Origin of the sequence: Bifidobacterium cebidarum (assembly GCF_009193305.1) — a bacterium.
GTDB lineage: Bacteria > Actinomycetota > Actinomycetes > Actinomycetales > Bifidobacteriaceae > Bifidobacterium > Bifidobacterium cebidarum.
Genome location: NZ_WBVS01000004.1, coordinates 128598 through 144979 on the forward strand (window position 1 = coordinate 128598; position 16382 = coordinate 144979).

16 protein-coding genes are annotated in these 16382 nt (G+C 56.6%); 2 read left to right on the forward strand and 14 right to left on the reverse strand.

Annotated features, from left to right (window positions below; genetic code table 11):
• Positions 1 to 13 precede the first annotated feature (13 nt).
• Positions 14 to 643 (forward strand): HAD family hydrolase, encoded by a 630-nt coding sequence (locus F7D08_RS05655; RefSeq protein ID WP_152209687.1) that lies wholly within the window; start codon positions 14 to 16, stop codon positions 641 to 643.
• 149 nt (positions 644 to 792) lie between these two features.
• Here the strand turns inward: F7D08_RS05655 and F7D08_RS05660 are convergent, their stop codons facing one another.
• Positions 793 to 1020, reverse strand: coding sequence for a helix-turn-helix domain-containing protein (locus tag F7D08_RS05660; protein ID WP_193316205.1), 228 nt, complete (start codon positions 1018 to 1020; stop codon positions 793 to 795).
• Positions 1021 to 1164: 144 nt separating this feature from the next.
• Here F7D08_RS05660 and F7D08_RS05665 point away from each other — a divergent pair, with 144 nt between their 5' ends.
• Positions 1165 to 2088 carry a LysR family transcriptional regulator gene (locus F7D08_RS05665; protein WP_152209689.1) on the forward strand — a complete coding sequence of 308 codons (924 nt, stop codon included), beginning with the start codon at positions 1165 to 1167 and terminating at the stop codon, positions 2086 to 2088.
• 97 nt (positions 2089 to 2185) lie between these two features.
• On the opposite strand, the gene F7D08_RS05670 is transcribed toward F7D08_RS05665, so the two are convergent.
• The 13 genes from F7D08_RS05670 to metF form a co-directional block, all read right to left on the reverse strand.
• The gene (locus tag F7D08_RS05670; RefSeq protein WP_152209690.1) at positions 2186 to 3046 is read right to left on the reverse strand and encodes a hypothetical protein; all 861 of its coding nucleotides are present in this window, start codon (positions 3044 to 3046) and stop codon (positions 2186 to 2188) included.
• Positions 3043 to 3741: a hypothetical protein gene (locus tag F7D08_RS05675; RefSeq protein WP_152209691.1), complete on the reverse strand. Its 699-nt coding sequence runs from the start codon at positions 3739 to 3741 to the stop codon at positions 3043 to 3045. Before F7D08_RS05675 ends, F7D08_RS05670 begins: the two co-directional genes overlap by 4 nt.
• 89 nt (positions 3742 to 3830) lie before the next feature.
• Positions 3831 to 4970 (reverse strand): DUF2974 domain-containing protein, encoded by a 1140-nt coding sequence (locus F7D08_RS05680; protein WP_152209692.1) that lies wholly within the window; start codon positions 4968 to 4970, stop codon positions 3831 to 3833.
• Between the two features lie 89 nt (positions 4971 to 5059).
• A complete protein-coding gene (locus F7D08_RS05685; protein WP_152209693.1) occupies positions 5060 to 5248 on the reverse strand; it encodes a hypothetical protein in 189 nt (62 codons plus the stop codon).
• A gap of 123 nt (positions 5249 to 5371) precedes the next feature.
• The gene (pyrE, locus tag F7D08_RS05690; protein ID WP_152209694.1) at positions 5372 to 6067 is read right to left on the reverse strand and encodes an orotate phosphoribosyltransferase; all 696 of its coding nucleotides are present in this window, start codon (positions 6065 to 6067) and stop codon (positions 5372 to 5374) included.
• Positions 6068 to 6072: 5 nt separating this feature from the next.
• A complete protein-coding gene (locus tag F7D08_RS05695; RefSeq protein ID WP_404979655.1) occupies positions 6073 to 7065 on the reverse strand; it encodes a dihydroorotate dehydrogenase in 993 nt (330 codons plus the stop codon).
• Positions 7053 to 7877 (reverse strand): dihydroorotate dehydrogenase electron transfer subunit, encoded by an 825-nt coding sequence (locus tag F7D08_RS05700; RefSeq protein ID WP_152209696.1) that lies wholly within the window; start codon positions 7875 to 7877, stop codon positions 7053 to 7055. The genes F7D08_RS05695 and F7D08_RS05700 overlap by 13 nt, the downstream gene beginning before the upstream one ends.
• Before the next feature lie 19 nt (positions 7878 to 7896).
• Positions 7897 to 8871: an orotidine-5'-phosphate decarboxylase gene (gene pyrF, locus F7D08_RS05705; RefSeq protein WP_152209697.1), complete on the reverse strand. Its 975-nt coding sequence runs from the start codon at positions 8869 to 8871 to the stop codon at positions 7897 to 7899.
• 16 nt (positions 8872 to 8887) lie between these two features.
• Complete coding sequence (locus tag F7D08_RS05710; RefSeq protein WP_152209698.1) at positions 8888 to 10438, reverse strand: dihydroorotase; 1551 nt, start codon at positions 10436 to 10438, stop codon at positions 8888 to 8890.
• Positions 10435 to 10854, reverse strand: coding sequence for an aspartate carbamoyltransferase regulatory subunit (locus tag F7D08_RS05715; protein ID WP_152209699.1), 420 nt, complete (start codon positions 10852 to 10854; stop codon positions 10435 to 10437). Before F7D08_RS05715 ends, F7D08_RS05710 begins: the two co-directional genes overlap by 4 nt.
• On the reverse strand, positions 10854 to 11816 hold the full coding sequence (gene pyrB, locus F7D08_RS05720; RefSeq protein ID WP_152209742.1) for an aspartate carbamoyltransferase: 963 nt from the start codon (positions 11814 to 11816) through the stop codon (positions 10854 to 10856). The genes F7D08_RS05715 and pyrB overlap by 1 nt, the downstream gene beginning before the upstream one ends.
• Positions 11817 to 11997: 181 nt before the next feature.
• Positions 11998 to 15225 (reverse strand): bifunctional [glutamine synthetase] adenylyltransferase/[glutamine synthetase]-adenylyl-L-tyrosine phosphorylase, encoded by a 3228-nt coding sequence (locus F7D08_RS05725; RefSeq protein ID WP_404979656.1) that lies wholly within the window; start codon positions 15223 to 15225, stop codon positions 11998 to 12000.
• Between the two features lie 138 nt (positions 15226 to 15363).
• Entirely contained in the window at positions 15364 to 16209 is an 846-nt protein-coding gene (gene metF / locus F7D08_RS05730) for a methylenetetrahydrofolate reductase [NAD(P)H] (protein WP_152209701.1), read from the reverse strand.
• Positions 16210 to 16382: the final 173 nt, after the last annotated feature.

A 16382-nucleotide genomic window follows, 5' to 3' on the forward strand; every position in this document is an offset into this window, starting at 1 on the left:
TTGAGGAGCTTCAATGGTTAACTCCCCCATCACTGATGTGATTTTTGATTTCTGCGGCGTGCTATTGGATTGGAACACACGCGCCTGCTTGGAAGGCAAGTTCCCCGACGACGTAGTTGCCGCCATCTGCGCGCCAGATGATCCGCACGGTTTCTTCCACTACGAGGACCGCATGGATGCCGGTGAGGACTTTGCCGACATCTACCCGGATGTCGTGCGCGAGCAAGGCGAGGATATCGCTGGAATCTTCAAGTATTACATCGACCATTACGCGGATGCGTTGCCGCGCACGCTACCCGGCATGGTCGAATTGCTGGCCGATCTCAAGGCCCACGGCTATGGCGTATGGGGATTGACGAACTGGTCCCACGAAACCTTCCACTTGGCATTCGAAAAGTTCCCGCGAATCGAACAGCTGCTGGAAGGCACAGTGGTGTCCGGCGTGGAGAAAATGCACAAGCCGAACGCCGATATCTATGAGCTTGCATTGCAGCGTTTCGGCTTGAAGGCGGAACAGTGCGTCTTCTTTGATGACACTGCCAAGAATATCGTCGGCGCCAACGAGGTGGGCATTCACGGTGTGCTGTTCGAAGGTGCTATCGCCGCCCGAGACAGTCTCGCACAGCTTGGCGCGCAGCTGTAGAGTAACCGCGCCTCCTCGACTTTTCATCGCCCTATTTCGTTGGTATGTTCGCGCAATAACCAGGCCCGTGCGAACATACCAACATGTTCAATGCAATAATCCTTTGTTTGTTCGCGCAATGCATGATGCCTGCGCGAACAAACAAAGGATTATTCGTCTAACGCATCAAAACTAATCGTCAGTTTACGGCCCATCCCCTGTGCCAGCGCTTCGAGCGAACGGAATGATGGGTTAATATGCGCCTGTTCGATCCGACTGATGGTGATGCGCGAAATACCGGAGTTTTCCGCCAATTGGTCCTGACTCATGCCCGCATCCTCGCGAGCCTTGCGAAGCGCCTCACCCACTTCCGGGTACACATAATCCTTATCAACCACCACTACCCCCTTATGCGACGATGCATACCAAATCACAGTCATTATAGACAGAATTGACTGTTTATCTCACTATTCGCCAGCCATTGTGGAAAACCTTGGTATAACCTCAGCAAACGGCCAGCCTCGCTGATATAACTGTGATTTATGACTCTGCTTCAGCTGAAATACATTGTGAAAATCGTCGAATGCGGTTCGATGAACGAGGCATCCCACGCCCTCTACGTCTCACAGCCGGCATTGAGCTCCTCCGTAAAGGAACTGGAGAACGAGCTCGGCATTGAAATCTTCACCCGTTCCTCCCAGGGCATCGCACTGACCGTGGACGGCGCCGAATTCCTGACCTACGCCCGCCAGGTGCTCGACCAGGCCGATCTTCTGGAAGAGCGTTACAAGCACGCCAAGCCGCGCAAGCAGCTGTGCCAGGTCTCCACCCAGCATTACATGTTTGCCGTCGAGGCATTCGTGGAGATGATCAACTCCATCAAGTCTGACGAATACGAGTTCACCATCCGTGAGACCCGTACGCGCGACATCATCAACCAGGTCGCCAACATGCAGTCTGAAATCGGCATTCTGTACTTGTCCGATTTCAACAAGGACGTAATCGGCAAACTGCTGCGTGAAAAGCATTTGGAATTCCATCCGTTGTTCCGCGCCCCGTTGCACGTGTTCATCTCGCGCAACAACCCGTTGGCCGCCAAGAAGATCATCACGATGGAGGATCTGAAGCCGTACCCGTTCATTCAATACGAGCAGGGTGAAGAAGGCTCCTTCTACTTCTACGAGGAAGCAGTCTGGCCGGAATACTCCCCCAAGCAGATCAATGTGACCGACCGCGCCACGATCTTGAATTTCATCATCGGTCTCAACGGCTACACGGTGTGCACCGGCATCGACAATGGCGATCTCAACAACGAAAAGATTGTGACCGTTCCGCTCGACTCTGACGAGACGATGCTGGTTGGCTGGATCACCAACGAGCGCGCCAAACTCTCCAAGGCCGCCGAAACCTATCTCGACAAGCTCAAGTCCGTGGTCGCCGACCACGGCTACAAGCTCATCGATTAAGCAATAACACAACACTGATTGTGGCTCCCTTTTCAGGGAGCCATTTGTGTATAGAGACTTGATAAACAACTATGAAGCGACATGCAATATCAGTATCTCAGAACTGTTTTGTCATTACATCAGCACCATATCTGCCATACTGAGAATCACTATTCGCAGTGTTTATGCTCCAGTATGTGGGGATGATGCGCGTACCTGCCGGGCTGTAATTACCGTATGTCTTGACTACGCAATCGGCATTAGGCTCACATGTTGCACCACTGCTGCCCAATGCATAGCCAGAGTCCACTATATTCTGATCGGCATCCACGGTTTCGTAATACACTTCAAAAAACGTCAACGTATTTTGTGAATTATTGTGTACCGTAATTGGCACATGATATGAAAACGTTGACTGCTGTGAAATATCGCCGATTGCGGTCACCGTCAGCATCGGAGTCTGAGACTGCTGCTGGGCTTGCTTAATCTCCTGAATCAGCTGCCCGTATTTTTCCTGGTCTCGTTTAAGCTGATCGACCTGGCTTCCCGCTTCACGAAGCTGCTGCTGCCGATTGTCTATATCCTGTTTGGATTCCTCAAGATCACTGTTCGCCCATTTCAGATTCTCGGCTTCTTTACGATATTGCGGGCTTTCCTGAACCACTACGGAACGGCCACCTAGATTCCACCCAGCAAAACCGGTGCCAATAAGAGCCGCAATGCAGGCGACAACCACCAATAATCGTGCAACCACAACAAAGTATCGGGCAATTATCCCATTCTCATCACGTGAAATCATCGACCGCGCAGCAGTGAATGCATCGCCGATACTATCGAACAAACGACCCGGAAAATACCGCCCTTGCAAATCACGCTCACGAAGAAATGGATGCCATTGTGTGTTGTCAAGCTGACGGTCTTGAACCTTAGGCGTTTTTGTCGCCTTGGGATTGTTGCGCTGTGGCTGTTGGTCGCTCATGGAATCACCGCCGTCTTAACGTCATCGGCGTATTGTCCATCGACTCCCTCTGCCGAATCAGGATTCTTGGTACTTGACACTGATGCCTCATACTTGGTGGGTTTGATGGTGGCGCCTGAGAACCCCGCATCCTTGAGCATATCCCCCACCACCACTGTCTTGCCTGGATACACAATCACATTTGACGCGTACGCGCTTTCGTCGCCATCGAGTACTGCGCCATCCTTGCCGATAATCTGATAGTGCACATAAGCGCCGAACATCACATGGCCAGTGTTATTCCTCACAGTGATTTTCGGGTAATAGTACAAATCAAAACCTCCACCTAATTCGGTGTACCAGGGATCGATATCCGGGCTAATGGATTCAACAATCAATCCCGGTTTGTCGGCTTGCACATCGGCGCCATACTGCTGATATAGCTTCTTATCCTCATCAAGCTGTTTTTGCTGCGCAACCGCCCGCGCACGCAAATCATCACGCTGTTCAGTCAGATCTTTGGTTTTCTTGCGATTCTCAGCGGTCTCATCTTTGACTTTCTTGGTCTTCTGCGCCAACGCAATATAAGTTTGATCCGTAGTGGGATCTTTGGTGACACGTCCAATAACGAATGTAACTGCAAATGTCACTGCCAGAACTGCAATAATTGCCGCGACCAGTCCAATTATGCGCCTCGATCTGGAACCCTTTTTCATACTTCCACTGTACTGAGGCAATTATTGGGATACGGGCGAAGTCACGTAAAGTTCATTTTCAATATTCAGCCGTACGAATCAATCAGGCATTATTTGGTGGGCAATACCGCGCTGGCTGCAGTGGCAGCGAATCCTTTGACCACTTCAATCATCACATCACGGTCCTCCACGTCGATATTGCGAGCGGCTGCAAGCATCAACGGCAATGATTGCGACAAGTGTGAGGTCAGCTCGCCGAAGGTCTGGTATCCGCTGGCTTCGAATATCGCGAATAGGTTTTCGATGAACCGGCGGCGATGCTCGTCATCGAATCTCGCCATCCAACCGTTTACCGTACGCGCCAGGTATTGCGAGCTCGCAGCAAGTCCCTCAGCCTGAACGAACTGGCCATGATCAACCTGCCAGTGCAAGGCGAAGTGCTGCATGATGCCAATGCCGTCGCTGCCGACCACAGTATATCCGTCGCTCAACTGTTCGCGGGTTTCGAACAGCATGCCGATGATCGAGGAACCGGGGACCGATTTATGCACGTTATGCTCGATGCGCTGAAAGCCGGAGGCAGCGAAGAAATCATCATCAAAACCAGGGCCATCATGGGAGAAGACTGAGACAATACGGTCCTGGATTTCGACTGGCGCACAGGCGGCCGCATACACCGCAAGATTGCCGCCCTTGGAATGGCCGCCGACCATGATGGGGCCACTCCAACGTTGCGCCACACTGGCGAGGTATTCCGTTGCCGCTTCCTGAGAGGCGACTGGCCTGCGGAAGGCCATCGTGAAATCCTCTTTCCAGCCGACGATCGAACTGTCTGTTCCGCGGAAAGACACATATAACGTATTGGCTCCATCACCAAGCGCAAACGCGCATGCTGAGAATTGTTTGGTGGTTTCCGGGTCGAATTCATCCACGTATTCGCCGACGTGCAGACTCCGCCAGCGCGGGCTTTCACACATCGCACGCAACAGATCCACATTCATGTCCGGGGACCAGACCTTGCCGAACATGGCGTCATAGCATTCCGCACGCAGCAAATCACGGATAGAAACCATCTGAATTGACGATTGCACAGCCGCAGTCGCCGCCTCTGGATTCATCTGATATCGCGGCACGTTATCCGGCATGCGCGCATACGCCAGCTGCGCCAATGCCAGACTATCCGTCTCGTTAAACGGCAGCTTGGCAAAGGTGTCAAAATGCTCTCGAATATCGTCCGTGATGTTTCCCATAGCATTTCCTTATATGATTAAACAAGCAAAGGGAGGTTTCTCAATGAAAACCTCCCTTTGCTGTCACACGTTCCATATGCGTCGCAACATCATATTGATGGATAATACTTGTGCAAATCTACTCCGTCGGCGAGTTCGCGCAATTCTTTGGCTTGATGACGGTCAAGTGCTCCGCCTTTCGCCAATTTGTTTGCTCTGGAATCAAGAGAATGCTGCAGGCCAAGGAAATATTCCAGTGCCATTACGGCTATCGCCAGAACCGCTACCATCACTTCCATGACTATCGCCCCTTCTGTGCAATCTACGCTGCATGCAATCTTCATGATAGTCCCGGAAATAAGGAACGCCCCTTTTGCGAGGGGTGTTCCCAAAGGTTATGCGCAATGGAACCTATTGCGCAATCATGCACCGTACTGTTCGAGATAGGCGGCGGCGCGCTGCTTGATGTCGTTGCTGAGCAGCGGGGTGCCATCGGCCTTCTTCATCTTGGCGGCTGCGTCGAAGATCTCGCGCACGTTGGCGATGGCGAGTACCGGGAAGCCGAACTCCTGTTCCACAGCCTTGACTGCGGACAGGTCGGAGTCCTTGGTCTTCTCCATGCGATCCACGGAAAGGACCAGGCCCACGACCTCGACATTGGCTTCGGCCTTGAGCTTCGGAATGACCTCGCGCACTGCGGTGCCAGCGGTCATCACATCGTCCACAAGCAGCACCTTCATGCCATCGGTGAGCGGAGTACCGACCATCCAACCGCCGTCGCCGTGATCCTTCTTCTCCTTGCGATCGAAGGTGTAGCCGACGGTCATATTGTGGCCTGCGGTCAGTGCGATGGCGGTGGAGACGGCCAGTGGAATGCCCTTGTAGGCCGGACCGAACACGGTGTCGATGTCGCGCGGAATCGTGTTGTGTACGATGGCCTGGCTGATCTTCTCGGCGTAGAATGCGCCGAGGGTCGCGATCTTCTTGCCGTCATCGAATGCGCCGGCGTTGATGAAGTATGGACTCTGGCGGCCGGACTTCAGCGTGAAGTCGCCGAACTTCAATGCGTTGGATTCCAGCAGGAATTCCGTAAAACGATGTGCAAGCGTTTCTGCCATAGCATTTACCTCCAAGTTTTGCCTGCGGCCAGTTTAGCAGCGAGCTCGGGACGCTCATCCAACAGGTCATCCAATTCGCGGGCGATGCGCAACGGTGCCACCGGGTCGAAGAGTGCGGCCGCGCCCACTTCCACGGCGTTCGCGCCGGCATATAGGTATTCCAACGCCTTTTCACCGGAGTCGATGCCGCCGATGCCGATGATGGGAATCTCCGGCAGCGCGGTACGCACACGGTAGACGGCTGCGATGCCGATGGGCAGCACGGCCGGGCCGGAAACACCGCCGGTCTTATTGGCGATGATCGGCTCACCGGTGCGGATGTTGAGTCTCATGCCGAGCACGGTGTTGATCATGCTCAACGCATCAGCGCCATGTTCCACGGCTGCGCGAGCCGGTACGGTGATGTCGGTGACGTTCGGCGTGAGCTTGACGATCATCGGCTTGTCGGTCATCGGTCGTAGCTTGTCCATCAGGGTGGCCAAGGCCACGGGATCGGTGCCGACGCTCATGCCGCCATGGGTCACGTTCGGGCAGCTGACGTTGATTTCGAGCATGTCCGCATCGGAGTCGGCAAGTTTTTCGACCACTTGCATGTAATCGTCATCGCAATGGCCTGCCACATTGGCGATCACCATTGCGCCGGCTTTCTTCAGCTTGGGCAGATCGTCCTCAAGATAATGATCCACACCGGGATTCTGCAGGCCTACGGCATTGAGGTTCGAGGCCGGGCCTTCCGCGGTGCGCGGGGAAGGATTGCCCTCCCACGGAATCGGCGAGCATCCTTTGGTGCATACGGCGCCAAGCTGGCTGACGTCATAGAACCAGCGGACGGCGGCGTACTGGAAGGTTCCGGAGGCGGTGCCGACCGGGTTCTTCCATGTGACGCTTGCAACTTGGGTGGAATGTTTCCACTCGTGCGGCTCGTAAATGTTGATGTGCTTGTCGGTTTCGCGTGCAGCGGTTGCGGCAGTGTTGGCGCTCATCGTCACTTCCCCCATCCGAGTTGTTCACGGGTGAATACCGGACCATCGGAGCACACCTTGAGTCGACCGTCCACGGTGTCCACGGTGCAGAGCACACAGGTTCCGTAACCGCATCCCATGCGCTGTTCCATGCTCAGCTGCGCTGGAATATCGCGTTCGGCCGCCCATGCGGCCACTGCCTTCATCATGGGCAGCGGGCCACAGGAGAGGATAATCGGCGTGTGATCGGTGGCATAGAGTTCACCGGACTGTTCCAACTGGTTCAGCAGATCTACGACATTGCCCTGCGCGTTGTCGATGCTGAAGGAGCGATCGGTGTAGCGGGAGACATACTCCTCACCGAAGTGGGCATCACGGTAACCGATGACGGAGGTTGCCACGGAACCGGCCAGATCGGCGATCTTCTGTGCCGCGTACACCAGCGGCGGAACACCGAGGCCACCGCCGACGAGGATGTAGTTGGCGTCTTGCTTCAGGTTGAAGCCGCGCCCGAGCGGACCCAGTACGTCCACCATGTCGCCGGACTGCAATTGAGCCAACTGCTCGGTGCCGTGGCCGATGATGGCGAAAATCACGCTGACTTCGTCGCCTTCGACTTCGCTGACGCCGAATGGGCGGGGCATCAGCATGAAATCGTCGTGCGTGAACAGGTTCACGAACTGGGCGGGCTTGGCGTGGGATGCGATGAACGCGTCGCGGAAGGTCAAACGCACCACACGGTCGGTCAGTTCGGTAACCTGCGTGACTTCGACGGTGTGACGTGGCGGGAAGAATCCCGCTGCAGTGGCTTCAGCCACCACATCATGCGTTGGAGTGAAGGTAGTCATCAGATTCCTTCCTGATCAATCAGCGGTAGACGGCGATGCGCAATGCGTCGCGCATGTCCAGGGCGGCTTGACGAGCGCTTTCGGCGACCAGATCCAGTGCTTCGTCGGCGCTCATGGATTCGGAGTATTTGCCGCTCTTCTTCCATGCGCCGATGATGCCGCGGGAAGAATTGACCAACGCGCCGCTGCCATCAGCGTCGAACATGCCGGCAACATCCTGAGCGGTGCCACCCTGCGCGCCATAGCCTGGCACCAGGAAGAAGGTGTGCGGCATCCGGGCGCGCAGTGCACGACCTTCCTCAGGATGCGTGGCACCGACCACAGCACCCACACGGGAGTAGCCATGTTCGCCGATGGTTTCCGCACCCCAGCCTTCCACAAGGTCGGCCACATGCTCGTAAACCTTCTTGCCATCCGCCAGATCAAGCATCTGCAGCTCGCTGGAGGACGGGTTGGAGGTGCGCACCAGCACGAAGATGTCCTTGTCGGCTTCGGTGGCGGCCTGAACGAACGGAGTGATGCCGTCGGTGCCGAGATACGGGTTCACGGTCACGGCATCCTCGTGCCACGGATCAAACGCAGTGCCATCTTCCGAAGCTGCGGATACACCGTTGAGATGATGCGCATAGGCGGCGGCCGTGGAACCGATATCACCACGCTTCACATCGCCAAGCACATACAGGCCCTGCTGTGCGGCATACTCGCAGGTCATCGTGTACACATCCACGCCGGCCGGGCCAAGCGCCTCATACATGGCGATCTGCGGCTTGACTGCAGGCACGATATCCGCCACCGCATCGATGATGGTGCGGTTGAACTCAAAGTAGGCAACCGCCAGCTGTGCGGCGGGAAGCTCCTCCGGGGAATCAACCGAATCGCGTACTTCGTCGGCGAAGCTGGCCACGACCTGCGGCGGGACCAGTGCCTCGGTTGGGTCGAGTCCCACGACGGATGGGTTCTGTACGTTGTTGATTGCTTCGATCAGACGATCCATCGAAGTCCTTTCGTATTTACAGACGGCTGAACATGAATTGGGAGCCGATGATGGTGGCGAGTGGACGTCCGGTGACCTTCCAACCGCCGAACGGGGTGTTGCGCGCGGCAGAGTGGAAGCTTTCCGGATCCACGGTCCATTCCTCGTCGGTGTTCAAGATGGCCAGATCCACGTGAGCGGCATCATCCACACGGCTCAGATCGAGCAGGCGGTTCACACCTTCGCGCTTGCCTGCCCGATCGGCTTCGAGGCTCTCCCCCGCTGCAGCATCAGTAGTTTTTTCGGTTTCCTCGGCAATCACGGCATCCGGATCGTTGCCGGTTGGAGCCGGCTCGGCCCAGTCTTCCACCAGTGCGGCGATATCCGTGGCCTCATGGCCCATCAATGCTTCCGGTGCTACGGACATGAGCTCGATCAGACGTTCATCCGAAATGTGGCCGCCATCCACCAGCACCTTGTGGCATACGCCGTACGCGCATTCCAGACCGATGATGCCATTGGGAGCTTCAAGGAAGCCCAAAGCCTTCTCATCCATCGTGTGCGGGGCATGATCGGTGGCCAGCAAATCAACCGTGCCGTCGGCGATGGCTGCGATGGTGGCTTTACGATCCGCTTCGGAACGTAATGGCGGGTTCATTTTGGCCAGCGTGCCGTATTCAAGCAGCGCCTCATCGCTGAGCGCAAGGTAGTGCGGCGCGGTTTCGCAGGTAATCGGCAGTCCTTCAGCCTTGGCCTTGCGAATGGCTTCGAACGAGATGGCGGTGCTCACATGCTGGAAGTGCACGTGGATGCCGGTTCGGCGTGCGGCTTCGATATCGCGGGCCACGATCTTCAGCTCGGTATCTTCCGGAATGCCGGGAACGCCGAGCTTGTGGGAGACCGGGCCTTCGTTGACGGCACCGGTATCATGATGTTCACAGTGCTCGATCAAATACAGGTCAGAAGCTTTGGCGTTGGCCAGCACTTCATCCAGAATCGGCTCGGGCACAGCGGCACCATCATCACTGATGGCGGTGACCGGGTGCTCGTTCATGGCCGGGGTCTTGGCTTCGTCATCAAATCCCGGCACGTACTTAAGCCAATCGGCGGTATCGCTTGCTTCCTTGCCGGCGCGATCCTTGGATGCGCAGACGCACAAGTCATAACGAACCGGAAGCTTCACACCGTGGGCGGCATCATAGTTCTGGAGGAAATCGATGACATTGCCGAAGCCGGCGTCACGCACTTCGCGTGCGCCGGGTTTATCGGCCTGCGCATCAGCATCAGTAACCGTCTGACCATCGAGCGCGGGCAGCGTGTTCGGCATGATGAGCACGTTCGTGTAACCGCCGGATGCCGAAGCACGGCAACCGGAGACCATGGATTCCTTATAGGTCTGGCCGGGATCGCGGAAATGCACATGCGGGTCGGCGAAGCCGGGGGCCACGGTCAGTCCCGTGGCATCGATGTCAGCACCGTCATGCACAGTGTCGGTATCGGCGAAGTAGGCGTCGGCAAGGCCCGGAACCTTGAGATCGATGATCTCACCGGTGTTCCAGACCTTGATGTTGCGTAGGGTGATGCTCACAGTTTGGCTTCCTCGTCACAGTAGTCGCAGCGGTATTCGAGGCGATCAGAGTGCACCAGGTGGAACATCTGCTTGATGTCATGCTCGCTGGTGGTCACACAGCGCGGGTTCACGCACTTGATGACGCCGATGATGTGTTCGGGCAGGTGCGGCTGCTTCTTTTCGACGATATGGCCGCCGCGCACCACATCTACAGTGGCCTGACGTGCCACGAAGCCGAGCACATCGAGATCGATGTCCTTGTCGTCTTCGATCTTGATGATGTCCTTGGTGCCGAAGCGCTGGGACGTGGTGTTCATGATCAGCGCGAGCTTGGTTTTGGATGGATCGATCTTCAGGTATTCCAAGACCTTCAGTGAGGTGCCGGCCGGCACGTGATCGATGATGATGCCGTTAACGATGCTGGTGACTTCCATCAGGCTTGCACCTCCTTGGGGGTAAGCGGTTCGTAGCCGGGCAGGTCATCGCCTACCACGGAGCTTTCGAGGGCCATGCGCATGAGCATGCCGTTCTTGACCTGTTCGAAGTAGGCTGCTCGCGGGTCGTCATCCACTTCCACGGCAATTTCGTTGACGCGCGGCAGCGGGTGCAGCACGGCCATATGCGGCTTGGCGAGGGCCATCTTGCTTTCGTCGAGGATGTAGGTATCGCGCAGGCGCAGGTAGTCGTCTTCGTTGAAGAAGCGTTCCTTCTGCACGCGGGTCATGTACAGCACGTCAAGGTCACCGATCACGGAGGCCAGGTCACGCACTTCCACATACGAGCAGCTCGGCGTGGCGTTGATGCGATCGATGACGTACTGCGGGGTCTTGAGCTCTTCCGGGCTGATGAGGATGAAGCGCACATTGCCGAAACGGCACAGGGTTTCGATCAGGGAGTGCACGGTACGGCCGAACGTCAGGTCGCCACACAAGCCCACGGTCAGGTCGGTGATGCGGCCGAAGCGGGACTGCAACGTGGCGAGATCGGCCAGTGTCTGTGTGGGGTGCATATGACCACCGTCACCGGCGTTGATCACCGGCACGGAGGCGGCACGGGAGGCCACCAGGGCGGCACCTTCCTTCGGGTGGCGGATGGCGACCACGTCCACGTAGTTCGACACGGTTTTCAGCGTATCGGAAATCGTTTCGCCCTTGGTCACGGATGCCAGCTGTGCGCCGGCGAAACCGATGACCTTGCCGCCGAGGCGCAGCATTGCGGTTTCGAAGCTCAGGCGGGTTCGGGTGGAAGGCTCGTAGAACAAGGTGGCGAGCACACGGCCTTCGCAGGTGTGGGAGACTTCCTTGCGGTGGGCGTCGATGTACTCGGCCTTATGCAACATTTCGAGAATCTGATTGGTAGACAAGTCGTCAAGCGTCACAACGCTTTTGCCGACCATGGGTGTTTCTTTAGACAAGGCTCACCTTTTCGCTCGTGGTTACAGGTGGCCACCCTTATGTGACCTTATCTAACTTACGCCATTTTTCGGACAGCCGTGTTCACCGAGTGTTCACTCGAATTATGAGGGTTCCGAGCTGGCTAATGTTGGCTCCCCATCGAGGAAGCCAACGACCAAGCCACTATCGCTGCGCGCGACGACGATTGGCGGCCAAACGCGGCGCTATGACATGCATACGCGGCTTTGCCGGCTTTCGTGCAGCGCCTGCGGTGCCAAGACGGCCTGCAATCACTGGACCTGTGGCACTGTCTTCTTCCATTTGACCATAGAAGAGTCGTTGGCATACATCGCGGCATTTGCGCATCACGCCAAGCAGATCGTTTTCGAAATGCTGACCGCGGTGCGCACCGTAGCCGAGATACACGGCGATGCCGCCGAGCGAATAGATGTCATCGGGCAGAATGTCCGCTTGGTTGGCACGACCAGACCATAGATAATTACCGTTGCGGGCAGCCGTGCAAGTGGTCCACGCCTTTCGCAGCTGGATGGCATCGATGGAACTAATCAGCTTCTTGGCCTCCAGCACATCCAGAGCCTCCAACGTACCGTTGACGCGCAAATCCTTGATGTCGCCAGCATGCTGAAGCTGCAAGAGTTGCACAGTCCACTCCACATCGGAAAGACCACCCTTGCCGAGCTTCAGATGGCGTTCGCGACGCACACCACGCGGCAGTCGCTCGGCTTCCATACGGGCCTTGAGCTTGCGGATGCTCTGCAGCTCGGTGTCACTCAATTCCTGAGTCGGATAGCGTAGCGGATCGGCGACGTTAATCAGGAAATCGCGGGCCAATTCAGCGTCACCGGCTGCATATCGTGCGCGCAGCAGCGCCTGATGCTCCCACGTCGACGCCCAGGACTCGTAATACTCCTCGCAGGAGGCGTACGAGCGCACGATCGGACCGTTCTTGCCTTCCGGACGCAAGTCCAAATCAAGCTCAATCTTCGGTTCCAATGTGGTCGGGCCTTGCAGAATATTGCGCAGATCCTCTACCGCTTTCTTGGCGAACGCATTCGCCTGAGCGTCATCGGCGTCATCGGCTGGGCGATAGATCAGGATGGCATCAGCATCGGAGCTGAAGTTGACCTCGCGCCCACCGTAACGGCCCATGGCAATCACCGCGATATCCGCTGGGGCGGATTGCAAACCGAATACAGCAATCTGATGGCGTACGGCCCACTTGAGCGAAGCGTCGATGATGGCATCGTAGACGTCGGTCATGGCCTTCAGACAGGTGGCGTCGTCCATCACGCCGCTCATCCATGCCAAGCCGATACGTTCGATTTCATGGCGGCGCATGGCGCGAACCGAGTTGGCGAATTCGTTCATGCTCGAACCGAATCGTTCCAGCGCGGAGTTGGTTTGAATATCCAAAGCCTCGCGGGTGCGTGCCTTGAGATTGTCGTCGTCACCAAGCCAGCTGATGGATTCCACGGACTTATTGAGTGCGTCGCCAAGGAACCGGGAGTTGGATAGCACATGACACAGGCGCTGCGCCGCTGAAGTGGAATCGCGGAGGAACCCGAGGTAGCCGGATTGGGTGCCGAAGTTCTCCTCCAACTTGCGCCAATTGAGCAGACCCATATCTGGGTTCTGCCCCTCGCCCAGCCATTGCAGTACGGCAGGCAGAATAATGCGGTTGATTTTGGCGGCACGGCCCACGCCTGCGGTGAGTGCCTGCACGTGGCGGATGGCGGCATCCGGGTCTCCGAATCCGATGGATGCGAAACGCTCCTGTGCCGCAGCGACGCTGAGGTTGATCTGGTCATCCTCGAGCTGCGCGCTGACCGGCAGCATCGGACGGTAGTAGATGTCGAGATGCAGATGACGCACCTCACGGCGGGTGTCATCGTACTTCTCCACAAGCTCTTCCGGGTGCAATCCGAAGGCACGGGCCAGTCGGCGCAGCTCCTGGTTTTGGTTGAGTTCGTCTACGTCGATGTCACGCTTCTTTTCGAGCCCACCCACGGAAGCGCGGCCAAGATCGGGGAATAGATGCGTACGCTTCAACGACCAGATCTGCTGGCGGTGCTCCATAACACGCTCGAAGCGATAATCCTGGGACATGCGCACGGCTTGTTTGCGGGAGATATAGCCGCCTTCGGAAAGTCGCTGCAGCGAGTCCAACGTGTTGCTGGTGCGCAATGATTCATCGGTTCGACCGTGTACCAGTTGCAGCATCTGCACAGTGAATTCCACATCCCTCAGGCCACCGCGACCAAGTTTGATTTCACGATCTTTGAGCGGGGCCGGAATCAGGTCTTCCACACGTCTGCGCATTTTCTGGCAGTCATAGACGAAGTTCTTGCGTTTGGAGGCGCTCCACACGAATGGACGGGTCATATCCATGTAAGCCTTGCCGAGCTCCGGATCTCCAGCGACCGGACGCGCTTTGAGCAGTGCCTGGAACTCCCAGTTTTCCGCCCACTGTTCGTAATAGGTCTTATGCGATTCCAATACGCGAACCAGTTGGCCGTCCTTGCCTTCCGGGCGCAGTCCACCGTCGATCTGCCATAATGGCTGCTCAGCGACGCCCATGATAGCGGACTGGCAGACACGCTGCAATGTGGTGCCCATCTTGGTGCCCACGCGAATCAGCGTCTGATGATCAACGTCCTTGCTGACAGGTTCGACCACATAAATCAGATCCACATCAGACACATAGTTCAGTTCCTGTGCGCCGAGCTTACCCATGCCGATGATGGTAAAACGAATCTGATCACTACCCTCGACCTCCTTGCGGGCGATGGCAAGCGCGCCTTCGAGAGCGGCATCCGCCAGGTCCGAGAGCTCTCGGCTGATAGTCGGTTGGATGACTGTCGGATCGTTCGCAATGGCATCTTGGGCGATAATGGCCGCAAGCTGCCTACGATAGCTGGCACGCAAGGCGGTAGCCGCTTCCGCAAGATCCTTGGTGGCTTTGGGAGCGGCTTTCTCCGTTGGATCTGCGCCTACGGCCCTGAGCAGGTGGGCTCGGCGCTGTTCGTGATTGAACAGGTGGCTATTGCAATGGTCGACCGCCGCCGCTTCCACTAGGTCGGGCTTGAAGCGCATGAACTTGCCCATCGCATCGGAAACACCGAGTACAGTGATGAGACGTTTCAAGGCATCGCCATCCGGCATGACCTGCTTGAGATCGCGGCCGCTGGATTGCATGGCGTTGACGATGTCCACGAAATTGCGCAAGGCGATGTCCGGATCGCCGGCATGGGAGAGATAGCCCAGCAATTCAGCGCGATGGGAATCGGGAATACCGTCGACTTTCAGCTGGCCGAACAGTTCACGGGCCTTATCAAGGTCCTGCAATCCTGCCCTGATCAACGACATGGCACTGGGTTTGAACGTCGTCATTGCTTCCATAAGGTTCCACTATATACGCTTTGGGCCTTTGCGCTCTGCATTCTTCTGATTTGCATGCACAGCGCAAAGGCCCAAAAAGCGGTTTTCAACGTCAACGTCTGGCGAATCAGCCAGTCACTCGATCTGCGATCATTCACCAAACAGCGATTTGACGTTGCGCCATATGCGGCGCGTGGTTGCCGGATGGTTCATTGTGTACAGGTGCACGCCATCGACTCCATGCGCCACCAAATCGGCGATTTGCTCGGAGGCATAAAGAATGCCGGCATTATGCAGCGCTTCGGAATTGCCTTCCCAACGGGTGAGTAATGCATCAAGATGCTCCGGAATACGTGACGCATTGCGCTCGGCCATACGTCGGACCGATTTGGCCCCGCGCACCGGCATGATGCCGGCTTCAATCGGCACTTCGATGCCCGCCGCGCGAACCTTGTCACGGAAACGGTAGAAATCGTCGTTGTCGTAGAACAGCTGGGTAATGAGATGGGTGACACCGGCATCCACCTTGATTCTCAGATGTTCGATGTCCTTGTCCAAGGATTCGGCCTGATAGTGGCCTTCCGGATAGCATGCGCCGAACACCGTGAAGTTGGGTTTGCGTTCGCGGATGTAGGCCACCAGATCGCTGGCATGTTCGAACGTGCCGACCACCTGTTCGCCGTCGATGTAATCGCCGCGTAAAGCAAGTACGGTGTTGACGCCGGCATTTTCGAACATGTCCAGCGCCTCATCGATTTTGGCTTTGTCCGAATACAGGGCAGTCAAATGGGCGACTGCCGGAATGCGGTATTCGTTCACGATGGTGTTGGCGATGCGTGCGGTGGCGGTGCGGTCGGAATGCGTGCCGTGACCGTAGGTGACGGAAATGAAGTCCGGTTTCAGATCTTCAATGCCGTCCAACGTGTCATAGATGGTTCCCACAGGAGCATCTCGCTTGGGCGGGAAGACCTCCAATGAAAACATCGGCGTATGCATAATAAGTTCCTTTTGACTGAAAAAGATGTCTCTCTGACGAGTCAGATAGCATATGGCTCCCTCTGACGAGGGAGCTGTCGAACGGAGTGAGACTGAGGGAGAGAAGTTTGCGATGGTGCAATAGTCTCTCCCTCAGCCAGCTTCGCTGACAGCTCCCTTTCAGAGGGAGCCTG

Excerpts from the sequence above, each read along its gene's own strand:
- F7D08_RS05700 (WP_152209696.1), bottom strand. The coding sequence starts at position 7,877 with ATGACTACCTTCACTCCAACGCATGATGTGGTGGCTGAAGCCACTGCA.
- F7D08_RS05675 (WP_152209691.1), bottom strand. The coding sequence starts at position 3,741 with ATGAAAAAGGGTTCCAGATCGAGGCGCATAATTGGACTGGTCGCGGCA.
- F7D08_RS05715 (WP_152209699.1), bottom strand. The coding sequence starts at position 10,854 with ATGGAAGTCACCAGCATCGTTAACGGCATCATCATCGATCACGTGCCG.
- F7D08_RS05665 (WP_152209689.1), top strand. The coding sequence starts at position 1,165 with ATGACTCTGCTTCAGCTGAAATACATTGTGAAAATCGTCGAATGCGGT.
- F7D08_RS05695 (WP_404979655.1), bottom strand. The coding sequence starts at position 7,065 with ATGGGGGAAGTGACGATGAGCGCCAACACTGCCGCAACCGCTGCACGC.
- F7D08_RS05725 (WP_404979656.1), bottom strand. The coding sequence starts at position 15,225 with ATGACGACGTTCAAACCCAGTGCCATGTCGTTGATCAGGGCAGGATTG.
- pyrF (WP_152209697.1), bottom strand. The coding sequence starts at position 8,871 with ATGGATCGTCTGATCGAAGCAATCAACAACGTACAGAACCCATCCGTC.
- pyrB (WP_152209742.1), bottom strand. The coding sequence starts at position 11,816 with ATGGTCGGCAAAAGCGTTGTGACGCTTGACGACTTGTCTACCAATCAG.
- metF (WP_152209701.1), bottom strand. The coding sequence starts at position 16,209 with ATGCATACGCCGATGTTTTCATTGGAGGTCTTCCCGCCCAAGCGAGAT.
- F7D08_RS05670 (WP_152209690.1), bottom strand. The coding sequence starts at position 3,046 with ATGAGCGACCAACAGCCACAGCGCAACAATCCCAAGGCGACAAAAACG.
- pyrE (WP_152209694.1), bottom strand. The coding sequence starts at position 6,067 with ATGGCAGAAACGCTTGCACATCGTTTTACGGAATTCCTGCTGGAATCC.
- F7D08_RS05685 (WP_152209693.1), bottom strand. The coding sequence starts at position 5,248 with ATGGAAGTGATGGTAGCGGTTCTGGCGATAGCCGTAATGGCACTGGAA.
- F7D08_RS05655 (WP_152209687.1), top strand. The coding sequence starts at position 14 with ATGGTTAACTCCCCCATCACTGATGTGATTTTTGATTTCTGCGGCGTG.
- F7D08_RS05680 (WP_152209692.1), bottom strand. The coding sequence starts at position 4,970 with ATGGGAAACATCACGGACGATATTCGAGAGCATTTTGACACCTTTGCC.